Raw genomic sequence first — 11957 nt, forward strand, 5'->3', positions numbered from 1 at the left:
CTAATAAGGACTTCAGATGTTCGACTCCGTCATCAAAACAAAATCAGCAGATAATGTTTATTTTAACTATCACAAAGAAGACAGAAGTGATGATATAACGAAATTACTCCAAGGATTGCAAGCACCACAAAAAACCATTAATCCAAAATATTTCTATGATACACAGGGATCTGAGCTTTTTGAAAAAATAACACAATTACCTGAATATTATCCAACACGAACAGAAAAGCACCTACTAAGTCATCATGCTCAAGAAATTGCACAATATTGCGAAGAGCAGGTTATTTTGATTGAACCTGGCAGCGGCAACAGCGATAAAGTGAGATTACTGCTAGCAGCACTCAAGCCGAAAAGTTATGTGCCTATGGACATTTCAGCCGAATTTTTACAACGTGCAGCAAATCAATTAGGTGAAAAATACCCTTGGCTTGATATCCACGCTATCTGCACTGATTTTAGTCAATCTCCTCCCCTTCCAAACGAGTTACCTCAAGGTAAACGCATTATTTTTTACCCCGGTTCAACATTGGGCAATATGACTCCCCCTCAAGCCATTCATTACCTAAATCAATTACGTCAATGGATAGATGGGAACAATTCACAACAAAAAGGCGGGATCTTGATTGGCATCGATCTGCATAAATCATCACAACAATTAAATGCGGCCTATAATGATGCTGCTGGGATCACCGCAGCCTTTAATTTAAATATATTATCACACGTTAATCGATTAGTTGATGGCAACTTTGACAAACAAAAATTCGAACATTTGGCTTTTTATAATGAAAAACAACATAGAATTGAAATGCATTTAGTCAGCAATATTGATCATATTGTTCATCTCAACAAGCATGCATTGACCTTTAAAAAAGGTGAACGGATCCATACTGAAAACTCCTACAAATATACACTAGACAGCTTTAACAGCTTAGTGAATAAAGCAAATTTATCAGTCAAAAAAACCTGGATTGATGAAGACTCATTGTTCAGCGTTCATTACTTGTCTTCAATATAACTAAATCAATATCAATAAAGGCATCAAAAAAGTACACCCTATTGCTGTGTACTTTTCATTTTATCATCCATTAACCTACCACAACCCCTTAGCTTTAACACTGCGAGCTCGTTTTAATTGGGTTTCTAAACTATCCACTTCAGCTTTCTCTAAAGGCGCAACCTTTGATGACGATTTCAATTGCTGAGAAATGTGTTCAACACGTTTAATTAAATCCTGTTGGCTCGCTTTAATCGACTCGATATTTTGATTGACTTCACGAATATCTAACACTTTTGAGGAGCGATTGACTTCACTTCCCTTTTCGATATCAAGTTGATTCAACCCTTCTAATAACGCTTGTTGTAGCGAGGCAATATTATCAAGCTGGGTCTGGATTGTGACTCCAGCTTCAAGCTGAGAGAATGTGCTCAGTTCTGTTTTTACCGCCTCAGTTTGATCAATACTGTGTTTTTCTAGCATTGAGGTCAATTGCTGCCATTGAGGTTGAGACAACACGGCATCTTGCGGCTTTTGTTTAATGCCCACTTGTGCCAGCTGCCACAGCAAAGGCTCAACACTCAACTCATCATTGGGTAACAGTTCGCAGATCAACTTAGGTAAATCAGGGGACAGTTTATGCAAATACAATCCAGATAAATATAAAGACTGGTGAAACGCGTTACTTCGCGCAATCATCACTTCTTTACCGCTTTCCATTTCTTTTTCTTGTTTCTGCCATGCCCTTAAAATATCAATCGCATACTGATGATGGGTATGTAATTCTGGCTCAACAATAAAGCTACATCGAATACGCATGTCGGTCTCTCTATTCAGTAAGCTTATGATGCAACTGCGATATCATCGACTTCAGCCGCATGATAACAACAAATCTCACGTGACAATGCTTCTTGAGGTTCATCCAACAAAACAATTTTACTGGCTAAACTGGGGTAAGCCTCTCTCACAGCTTGTTCAATTAAGGTCGCACCGCCACCCACTAGGTAAATACGGTTAGGATTTCGCATGAAGGTTTTCGCTTCATAGGCCACCGCATCCCCCAGTTCATTAATCTTATTCGCAATACATTCAAGCACCCAATCTAGCTTACTTAAATCATTAATCACTTCACTGGCAAAATCACGATCGTGACGACGTTTTATCAGCTCATTTGCCACTAAATAACTGGCATCACTGTCTGCAGCCGCTAATGCTTTTCTCGTCGCATCCGTCACCATAGACACACCAATTTCTGCATTACCATAAACACTTGATATATCATCAAACTCACCAACAATGACGCCCATGTCTAATGTGGTACCGCCCACATCAATCACAAGCGACTTGGTAAATTCATTCACCCCAGAATCCACTAATGTGGTCAATACTGCCGGTAGACTTTCAGGCAAAACTTCCACATCAATAATCTTAAACACTTCACCTTTATTTAAATTGATGTCTCGCATTAAGTTCGCTTTTTTACGAGCAATATTATCTTCATTCTTTTGACAATCATCGGCATTGTAAAATTCAGTGATGGGTAAGGTCACTAGAATTTTCACTTCACAAGGGGCTATGCCCGTTTGCAACAAGGCATGATGTACCGACAGTAAATTTAAATCATCATATTGAAACGCCACATGGGTCGTTGATAAGGCTTTATCGGAGGTCGCATCATAGGTATATTTTGTCGAACCAATCTGATAATTAAAGATTTTTTTATCACTTAATAGTGCGGCACTTTTCCAGTCTTTACGAAAAGAATTAGGAGAAGTGATACTGCATACTTGCCCCTTATCTATCCAGCTGATTTTTACGTTTGTCGAACCATCATCGATGGCAAACTTTAATGTTACTGCTTGCATTATAAAGTTGAGCCTATTAAAAAAAGGGATTACCCATTTATAGCGGCACTTTTTCAATAAACTTTAATGCTCTTGCACTAACTTTATCCCTTGAACATTGCCCCCTCTTTATATCCATATAAGTCATTCTATTGCGTAAATGCCATTGATGGGTCAACCTCGCACTGTGCTACCGACTTAACGTCATTGCCTTTATTAATAATCCAACACTCTTCATACAGGGAGCAATAACAAAGTTCAACCTCGATAAATTCATCCATATCTAACAAAAAATCGGCTTTGTCACCTTGATAAGACAAGGGATTAATCATTATTTGTGCTGATAAAATTCGGCTACTAATATGCGATTGAGACACTCTAGGTAAATCCGGAATATCCCGCCACTCTTTAATCGGTTTAGACTGATATGTCACTATCGCATACTGGATTAACGCTGGGCCATTACCGCTATTAGTCACACCATAGTTAAAATTATTTTCTCCAAAACTGCGATGCCACTCCAACCTTGGCCAGACTGATGCTCGAGCATAACTGCGATCCACATAAGCTGAATATACGCTCACTCCAGCCGTAATTAAGCTTATCAATAAGGCAGAAAATGCCACTATCATCTCTGGTTTTTTTGTACCACTTAACAACTAACATATTACAACCATTCCCTTTACTGCTTTTCATTCCACCACAAAAAGTGATAAGAAACTGATTTTTATATGTTAAAATAACAATGCATCAATATCAATAACCTACTCTGTCTTCCCTCCAAAAAAAACGCCCTACTTTTGACTGCCCTCTTTAGAGTAATTTTCCTATCCACACCCTATCCACACATTGTCGACTGCACCTAAGCTTGCTAGCTTAAAGATCCATCAAGTGCAGTTCATTAACAACAAAGCAAATAAAGAAAAAGGACTTCAAATGAAATTAACTCATCTATTAAAAGCGTCGGCATTATTTTCAACATTATTACTGTCCCAAAACGCCATATCCGCAAATTTGGTCTGCTATTTAAACGTCAAACCCGGCGGCAATGTATTTGGCAATGGTACCGCCAATTGCTCAGGTCTGGATTTTAGTTTTGGCAATAGTACCTCTGGTCGTTTTGCGATTCAAAACATCACTAAAAATGTGGATACGGTGATCTGGCAAGGCGATGCAAGTTGTTCAGGCGGGACTCAATGTTATGTCACCGTTCGTGCCTATAGCGGTAATACCACCGCAAAAGCCACGATTTTATATGATGATGGCACCTGGGAAACCACCAATAGTGCATCTATGAATTATGAAACTGGCCATTAATACTGGCGAAACAAGGTTAACAGGCGATAGCACTTATCGCCTGTCATTTGTCATGCATTCCCAAAAAACACCACCCACTCGACATAGCGCAAAAAACTGCTCTTCTAATTCTAAAGCCACCGCGTAATGACGACGGCAGTCACTTTATTTTCATTAATGAAAACCCTGTATTATTCATACAAAAAACAGTCATATTTCTCTAGATGATACATTCACTCCAATCCGAAAAAAGCGCTTTGTTCCCTTGATAGTGTGGCAGTTTTTATTATGCTTGAGATAATAAACCTCCCACAACTCGCTCACTTTTTATACCAATTGCATATTTTTAAGCCATACTTATACTGCGACAAATGAACACAGAGATTCAATCTAACACTTCAACCTGACGCTAACCTCAAGCTAAACACTAGGCTTAATAGGTCACAGTTAAAAGGAGAGTATTATGAGTAAAGGTAAAAAAGGTAAAAGAGACGCTAAAAAGAAACCTCTATTAACACCGAAAGAGAAGAAAGCCGCCAAATTGGCTAAAAAATCAACCCCAGATGTGTTGGGGAATTAGGCAACAATCATTCAATAACCATTCCCCTTTAATGAGCCATAACATGAACGTTATGGCCTCCTTCCTAATATCATCCCCCTCCACTCCCAATGCTTTATCAAAAAATAGATTAGAAACCAATAAGGTTGAATATTTAAATAATAGTGGAGCATTACTTTAAATAACCTAAAATATGCTCGCTCTTCAAATACTCAATTGGATACTAAGAAATAATGATTAATCAAAATATAAAAAGCGCCAAAAACACAACTGACGCAACAAGTTATACCATTTTCATAAAAATCAATAAGTAAGCTAAATCCAACAACCTAATTTATGACTAATCTCCAATTTAAGGTTACCACCTATCTCGCAAGTTTCTCAGTCCAATAAATACCGATTTGGGATCAGTCTGTTGATCGTTCAATTCGTTTTTTAGATTGCTGATAATTTCTTCATTTTGAAGCCTAAAGAAAGGATTGATTTGTCTTTCAATCCCTAAGGTCGTAACCATTCGGTTTTCTGGATCTTGTCTATTAACAACAGCCAACAGCTCCGCAGCTTGAATATTACCAGGCTCACGTTGTTGCGAAAATTTCAGGTTGTTAACGAAATAGTCGTGTCCTGGATAGATCCTTGTGTCATCTGGTAAATTGGCTAATTGCTCAACAAATGTATGATATAAATCATTAACATTGCCTCCGTATTTACAATTTCCGGCACTCGCATTGAACAAGGTATCACCACAAAACAAAGCCGGTTCACCTTGTTCAGACAGTAAACAAACATGCGCTGAGGTATGACCGGGTGTGTGTAATACTCGAAGACGGATCTCAGTGCCAACCTCAATTAACTCTCCAGCACTTAAACCAACATCAACATTGGGGATACTACTGATGGCATTTTTATGAGCATAAATTTTGGCGCCAGTTGCCGCGACAATCCCCGGGTTCCCTTCAATATGATCAAAGTGTTCATGAGTATTCACTATTGTGGTGATTTTTACAGCATGGCGTTCCGCCTCAGCTAAGCATTTATCAACATCGAGTGGGTCTAAAATAATCGCCTCATTCGTTTGCTCGCAGATAATTAAATGACAATAATTGCTCAAAAAATTATTCATAAATAGTCGAATGATTTTCATCAGGTTGCTCCTTTACGGTTTGAAATATAGCTAAATCAATATAAAATGACATAGTCAGCTGGAATGAAAAGTGATTTAGCTATAATAAGTGTATTAGTCATGTTTAATTGACTTCATGTTTGCAAAATTGCGATAGCTAACACTAGCTGACATATTGAACCAATCATAAAGCTAATTGATTTAATAATAGGTATTGCAAAAACCAGCATGAAAAAATGAGCCACACGAGTAAGGCAATACACCACAGAGGCGATAACCGTTGCGTCACTGCTTATTCCAGTTACATGCACAATAAGTACTAAGGGGGCGAATATCGCTAAATTCTCGATTGCATTTCGATGAGCACGATCGACTCTACCTGCCCATTCTGCAACATCTGCAGGCCCGCTTGGATAACCGAGTGCATCTGAGATGCCTCTAACCTTAACAAGGTTGAACATGTAAGGCACCCACATCAATGCAGTCAATAAAGTGATCAACGTTAAGGATATCAGTTCAGTCGGCATATCATTCTCCATGGTACAATAGAATTAACAACACAAGCATGACAGGTACTTCTCATACTGATTACCATTAAGCTTGAACGACCATTTGTTGAACGACCATTTGTTGACCTACCATTTTCTTTAACGAATCAATCATTGGTTTTTCCGTTTGCATGCATTTCATCAAAACAGGATGGGCCATGATCTGAGCTAAATGTGCGCTCAACTTTGGCCATCGCAGCGCATCAACATCAAAATCTGCATAAGTTGCATTAATAATAGCCGTAGCCACGGCAATATCTGCAACACCTAATTCACCAAAGAAAAAACCTGTCGCAGGAAGTTGAGATTCAACATAATCAAATACTGGTGGCACTAAATTTGTTATGCTATTTTCCACAATCCTTTCATCCGTGGGATTATTTGTCATAACAGGCTTGGTCAGTCGCTCCATAAAAATATGATCGGCACAAGGCTTGAATAACATTGATCCGCCATACTCTTCCAACCAACGACTTTTAGCCCGGTCCTCAATACTTTTAGGTCTTACCGTGGTATCAGGGTATTGCTCTTCCAAATACTCAATAATGACACTTGAATCACAAATAACCACATCACCATCATGGAGTGCAGGTATTTTCCCCAATGGACTAATGGCTAAATATTCAGCAGTTTTCGTGCCGGGATAAATATCAACGATGTCGTAATCTAGGCCTTTTAGCTCAAGCACAACACGTGCTTTGCGGACGAATGGGGACATTGGAATACCATATAATTTCATGCTCATGACTCCTAATAATTGATTGAATAAAATGCTTCTTCGAATATCTGAGTGATACTTTACTTGTGCACAGTCATTGATATAAGATTTATAAGGGACCAAAAAAGACCATTCGGGACATATTCATGAAAAAAGTCGTAATTCTTGCTGCTGAAAATTGTGTTTTATCTACCATTGCAGCCCCGATGGACATGTTTCTTCAAACAGGCGTATTATGGAATATGACCGTTGGTGAGAAGCCAAGTCCAGAATTTGAAGTCAAAATAGTCACCACCGATGGTAAGCCCATTACAGCCCTAAATCATTTTTCAGTGATCCCCGCTTGTTCTATGTACGACATCAAGGAGGTTGATTTAATAGTTATTCCATCACAAGGTTTTTTCTATGAAGTGACGAGTGACGCCCATAAAGAAAAAGTCACTTGGTTAATTGAATGGTATGAAAAAGGAGCAGATTTGGCCGCTATTTGTGCTGGTGCATTTACCCTTGCCTCAACGGGCTTATTAAATGGTAAAAAAGCAACCACGCATTGGAGCCTTGCAAATCAGTTTCGAAAGCTGTTCCCTAAAGTAACTCTGCAAACAGAATGTATGATCACCGAAGAAGACCGTCTATTTTGTGGTGGAGGCATCACCGCTGATTTAAATCTCTCACTCCACCTAATAGAAAAATACTGTGGACGTGAAGCAGCCTTACAAAGTTCGCGATGTATGCTTGTGGATTTAGATAGGACCTCTCAAGCACTATTTGCAGTGTTCTTACCTAACAAAGAGCATGAAGATGAAATCATTCTTCAAGCTCAGGAATGGATAGAAAAAAACTTTCAAGAAAGTATCCAAATGGAGGCATTAGCAAAAAAATCGGGGACAAGCCTTCGACAATTTAATCGCCGATTCAAAGCTGCAACTGGGGAAACCGCTAATAAGTATGTGCAATTCACTCGAGTTGAAGCCGCTAAAATGCTTTTAGTGACAACCAACTTATCATTTGAAGCCATCTCACCACAAGTTGGTTATGAAAATATCAGTTTTCTGCGCCGAATATTTAGAAGTTGCACAGGGATCACACCGACCGAATTCCGCCGAAAATTTGGCCAACCCAATAATGATTAAACACAAAAAATGCCGATAGCAATCTGAAGTAAATAAAAATAATTGAATGGATGATACAATCAGTCGCTCAACGAGTATTCTGTGCTATGAAAAACTTAAGTCATTAAGACATATATGTCTTAATTGTTCTTTAGCAGACTAAGCGCAATTTTCTCGCAATGCATTTTTACAATCTATTTAATAGCAGAAATTTAACAATGTTTTGGTCATTTGTTAGGCTATGAGCATAAGTAACATGCTCCTTCTCATCCTTTCAAAGTATTCGCGACACAATATCAGGATAGCTGCCTCTTCTGTCAACGCAGGACATGTACAAAAAACACCTTACACAGATTCAATGGAAGTGCCCGTATATGTCTTAGTTATTCTTAGCATGGCCACTTTCACTTAATCATGAAAACACAAGTTTTGATAAAAAGGTTTTTGCTCGGTGTCATAAACATGTATTGTCGCCACGGGATCTTCTAAATTAGAGCCCCCAGTACAATAGACATGAATTAGTTTTTCACCTAATTCGCTATTTTTATGTACCCACATTGAGGCACCATCAATTCCGTATGTATCATATTCAGAAAAATTTTGGTCAAATGTAACATCACCGAGTGGAAGGCCACTTTGTGTATTAAAAATAACATAAAAGTCACTCTTACCAGAACAGGTAAAGTCGATCTTAAAATCTTCTTTTTTATCAGAAAGGACTGTTTTCCAGACTGCTGGTGCTTGTGGTCCACCTCCACCAGCTTGCCTTGAACAATGATTATTTAAAAAAGAAACCTGAACAGCTTCAGAATGATGGTTATAAACAGCAAAACGCATTTCCCATGCTAACGCCGAAGTGCTGGCTCCGATTATCAACAATAATAGGCCAGTATAAATAGCTTTAATATAGCTTGATTGGTTAAAAAAATGATCAATAATATATTTCATGATGATTAACCTTTAAATAAACTAAACATATCTAAAGTATGTATAAAGGAGAAATTACTGGCATTGCCCGTTACTATGATTAGATTGCGTTTCATCAAACACTTTAATCCAGGGTCTGAAATAACTATCTCCAGTCACATCGTCATTCATTTCAATACCAAAAGCACAATAAGTGTAAATACGAAATTCTTTATCATCTAATATATTCAAAACCCCTCCGTCATGTCTCGTTAAAGCAACATAACCATACCCCCATTTAGATATGCCATATGAGCGTTGATTAAAACGAACAGCACCTACAGTTTCACCATCAAATTCTGTTTTAAATGTGAGTTTGAAATGACTTGCTTCTGTATCACATCCTACTCCTGTGACGAAATCGACTGAAATGGCACGCTTGTAATCTGTATATGTATCGTCATTTTCGATATAAACTGGAATACTTTCTCCAAGTTTTCCAGTAGACTCACCATAGGCAGGTTTAGCGCAGTGTTCCTCAGAGAAATAGACTTCTAGTGGAGATGTTATACTGTAATTCTCTACCCATACCCGAACATTTTCAGCATTCACTTTATTAGGCATACCGATAACTAGTATCAATATAATGAATAAAGTAAACCACTTCGCAATACTGTATTTATAGTCATAATTCATTTTACACCTCACTTAATTAATGTCTTTGCTCTTCATACATTAACCAAAGCCACAAGTGACTTCGAGAAAGTAAAAAACACATTATCTTGTAAAGCACAATAACAACTTTGCATAAATTTAAACTAGCCTACAAACAACCTAACAATATAGTCCTTTAGCTTCACAAAAAAATGTAAAATATGTATGTAAATATGACTGTTTCATATTATTTACTGTTTTTACATAGGATATAATAATGATTAATATTCATTAACCATTTAACCATCTTTATCCAGTACTTGAATTGAAGTTATCCGGAATTTAGTTTAATTTCTAACCTTACTCGATATATTGATTATCTAATACCGTATGGACTCTAGCTGTCTAAAGAGAACAATCCAGTCGTTGAAAACTCAAGCACTTAGTAGGAAGTGCTTTTTATTAAATACTGAGGTGATCTGAGACTCTAAAATTTGCCTACTTTTACCCATTTAGCAGACTAAGCGCAATTTTCTCACAATGCATTTTTACAATCTATTTAATAGCAGAAATTTAACAATGTTTTGGCCATTTGTTAGACTATGATCATGAGTAACATGCTCCTTCTCATCCTTTGAAAGTATTCGCGACACAATATCAGGATAGCTGCCTCTTCTGCTAACGCACACAGTATTTTTCAATAGGCGACGCAGCGCAGAGCTCATGACTCAAGGTCTTGGCTGTTTGCCTCATCTCGAGTAAAGAGTAAGCAGAGGGCTTTCACCTCCTCCACTTTTTTTAAATAAGAGTCTACCTATTTATCTCGGCGCATCCTATTGGCGTACCTTATGGCTTTGACTGGCGTGTTATCCAAAAACAGGGTTGATCTGCGCCAGCACCCAAGTGAAGCCGCCGCCCGCGAGGTTCACATATTGGGTTTGCCCGCTAAAGGCAATAATGGTTTTTCCGTCGGGCGCTGTAACCTGATGCATTTGCTGGTTGGATACTGAAGGGCTTACCGCAGCCGGATAGTTGATATCGTTAATGGTGATCTGAGCAATAACCTGTTGTCCGTACCAGTTGCCGGTAACGTAGCTGAAAGCCGTGAGGCCATTGGTGAAGTTGATAGGATTATTCTCATGGCCACCATCTCCGCCGTGTTGCAATAGCTGTACCAAATACGAACCATCGCTGCTGACATTGGTACATTGGATGGCATCCACGACATCGCCGCTGCGGATAACGATACTTTGAACAAGCGTGGGTGTGGTTTGCACATTTAGGATGGCACCATCGTCGAACTCCAACACATACGGTTGGCCAGTCATGTATTGTCGGATCAATAGTTGCTGACTTTGCTCGAAAGGCCAGTTGGAAGAATCAAGCCGCCAACTCATCATGGATTGGTAGGGGTAACTCTGCCCCTGGTACTGAATCCCTGCCGCGTATTGCTGATAGGCTTGAAGCGCAGTGACTCCACTTTCGAAATAGGCACCGAATCCCAACAGATCGGCATTAATGCCGTGTGCTATAAATACGCTTGGATCGCTAACCCAGCGACTTTGCAAATTGAACACATCCACATTGGCATTCACAGCATCCGCATTCAGGTTGTCGACACTCTGCTGGCCCTGATTCGAACTCGCCGAAACAGCCAGATAATACGTATCCCCGAAAGCCGCACCTAGTGCGTTGAACCAGGCGCCAGATTGCTGCGAAGTGAGGCTATTGGTAGGAGACTCCCAATCAATGTCGAAACCATTGAGGCCGTTGTTACCCAGAAAACTGGCCACATTGTTCGCAAAGGTGGAAAGCAATATGGAATCGGCGATGATCTTTTGCAGATCAGCGGTGATTTGATCGGTATAAGCCAGCAAAGCAAATATGATCATGTCTGGGTTTTGTGCACGGGCATCTGCCACCTGTTGGGCGAGATACGCGTTACTCGTGCTCAGGGTAGGATTGGTCGGGTTGCTCATATCCACACCAAACCAGCCGATACTGAGGTAATCAAGGGTGCCGTAAATCCCGTTGAGCTTAATGGAACTGAAATTGCTGTTGGGGGAGCTGTAAGTAGCTCCTGCAGGATGCAATTCACTAGTCAGCCAGGCACCAATGGCACCGGTAAAGTTTGCTATTTTTTTCATGGGTTATTCCTTTTTCTCCAATTAAACATCCATGTATCGCACCCAGAGAGTCATGC

General features: G+C 39.3%; 12 protein-coding genes. 3 read left to right on the forward strand and 9 right to left on the reverse strand.

Annotation, left to right across the window (positions count from 1 at the left end; genetic code table 11):
• The first annotated feature begins 16 nt into the window (after nucleotides 1-16).
• Nucleotides 17-1015 carry an L-histidine N(alpha)-methyltransferase gene (gene egtD / locus Q0779_RS15560; RefSeq protein WP_298773882.1) on the forward strand — a complete coding sequence of 333 codons (999 nt, stop codon included), beginning with the start codon at nucleotides 17-19 and terminating at the stop codon, nucleotides 1013-1015.
• A 75-nt stretch (nucleotides 1016-1090) separates the two neighbouring features.
• Here the strand turns inward: egtD and Q0779_RS15565 are convergent, their stop codons facing one another.
• The 3 genes from Q0779_RS15565 to Q0779_RS15575 form a co-directional block, all read right to left on the reverse strand.
• On the reverse strand, nucleotides 1091-1813 hold the full coding sequence (locus Q0779_RS15565) for a hypothetical protein (RefSeq protein ID WP_298773884.1): 723 nt from the start codon (nucleotides 1811-1813) through the stop codon (nucleotides 1091-1093).
• Between the two features lie 23 nt (nucleotides 1814-1836).
• Nucleotides 1837-2859, reverse strand: a complete 1023-nt coding sequence (gene parM / locus Q0779_RS15570) for a plasmid segregation protein ParM domain-containing protein (RefSeq protein ID WP_298773886.1) — start codon at nucleotides 2857-2859, stop codon at nucleotides 1837-1839.
• Nucleotides 2860-2987: 128 nt separating this feature from the next.
• On the reverse strand, nucleotides 2988-3470 hold the full coding sequence (locus Q0779_RS15575) for a hypothetical protein (protein WP_298773888.1): 483 nt from the start codon (nucleotides 3468-3470) through the stop codon (nucleotides 2988-2990).
• 304 nt (nucleotides 3471-3774) lie between these two features.
• Here Q0779_RS15575 and Q0779_RS15580 point away from each other — a divergent pair, with 304 nt between their 5' ends.
• The gene (locus Q0779_RS15580) at nucleotides 3775-4155 is read left to right on the forward strand and encodes a hypothetical protein (protein ID WP_298773890.1); all 381 of its coding nucleotides are present in this window, start codon (nucleotides 3775-3777) and stop codon (nucleotides 4153-4155) included.
• Between the two features lie 896 nt (nucleotides 4156-5051).
• Here Q0779_RS15580 and Q0779_RS15585 read toward each other — a convergent pair.
• The 3 genes from Q0779_RS15585 to Q0779_RS15595 all read right to left on the reverse strand — a co-directional run bounded on the left by Q0779_RS15585 (nucleotide 5052) and on the right by Q0779_RS15595 (nucleotide 7103).
• Nucleotides 5052-5837: a hydroxyacylglutathione hydrolase gene (locus Q0779_RS15585; RefSeq protein ID WP_298773892.1), complete on the reverse strand. Its 786-nt coding sequence runs from the start codon at nucleotides 5835-5837 to the stop codon at nucleotides 5052-5054.
• 113 nt (nucleotides 5838-5950) lie between these two features.
• On the reverse strand, nucleotides 5951-6343 hold the full coding sequence (locus tag Q0779_RS15590) for an MAPEG family protein (RefSeq protein WP_298773894.1): 393 nt from the start codon (nucleotides 6341-6343) through the stop codon (nucleotides 5951-5953).
• A 67-nt stretch (nucleotides 6344-6410) separates the two neighbouring features.
• Nucleotides 6411-7103 (reverse strand): glutathione S-transferase family protein, encoded by a 693-nt coding sequence (locus Q0779_RS15595; protein ID WP_298773896.1) that lies wholly within the window; start codon nucleotides 7101-7103, stop codon nucleotides 6411-6413.
• A 125-nt stretch (nucleotides 7104-7228) separates the two neighbouring features.
• Here Q0779_RS15595 and Q0779_RS15600 point away from each other — a divergent pair, with 125 nt between their 5' ends.
• Nucleotides 7229-8215 carry a GlxA family transcriptional regulator gene (locus tag Q0779_RS15600; RefSeq protein ID WP_298773898.1) on the forward strand — a complete coding sequence of 329 codons (987 nt, stop codon included), beginning with the start codon at nucleotides 7229-7231 and terminating at the stop codon, nucleotides 8213-8215.
• A 387-nt stretch (nucleotides 8216-8602) separates the two neighbouring features.
• On the opposite strand, the gene Q0779_RS15605 is transcribed toward Q0779_RS15600, so the two are convergent.
• The 3 genes from Q0779_RS15605 to Q0779_RS15615 all read right to left on the reverse strand — a co-directional run bounded on the left by Q0779_RS15605 (nucleotide 8603) and on the right by Q0779_RS15615 (nucleotide 11901).
• Nucleotides 8603-9142 carry a hypothetical protein gene (locus tag Q0779_RS15605; protein WP_298773900.1) on the reverse strand — a complete coding sequence of 180 codons (540 nt, stop codon included), beginning with the start codon at nucleotides 9140-9142 and terminating at the stop codon, nucleotides 8603-8605.
• 54 nt (nucleotides 9143-9196) lie between these two features.
• Complete coding sequence (locus Q0779_RS15610) at nucleotides 9197-9796, reverse strand: hypothetical protein (RefSeq protein WP_298773901.1); 600 nt, start codon at nucleotides 9794-9796, stop codon at nucleotides 9197-9199.
• 824 nt (nucleotides 9797-10620) lie between these two features.
• Nucleotides 10621-11901 carry a glycosyl hydrolase family 18 protein gene (locus Q0779_RS15615; RefSeq protein ID WP_298773903.1) on the reverse strand — a complete coding sequence of 427 codons (1281 nt, stop codon included), beginning with the start codon at nucleotides 11899-11901 and terminating at the stop codon, nucleotides 10621-10623.
• Nucleotides 11902-11957: the final 56 nt, after the last annotated feature.

Source organism: uncultured Shewanella sp. (genome assembly GCF_947491715.1).
Lineage (GTDB): Bacteria > Pseudomonadota > Gammaproteobacteria > Enterobacterales > Shewanellaceae > Shewanella.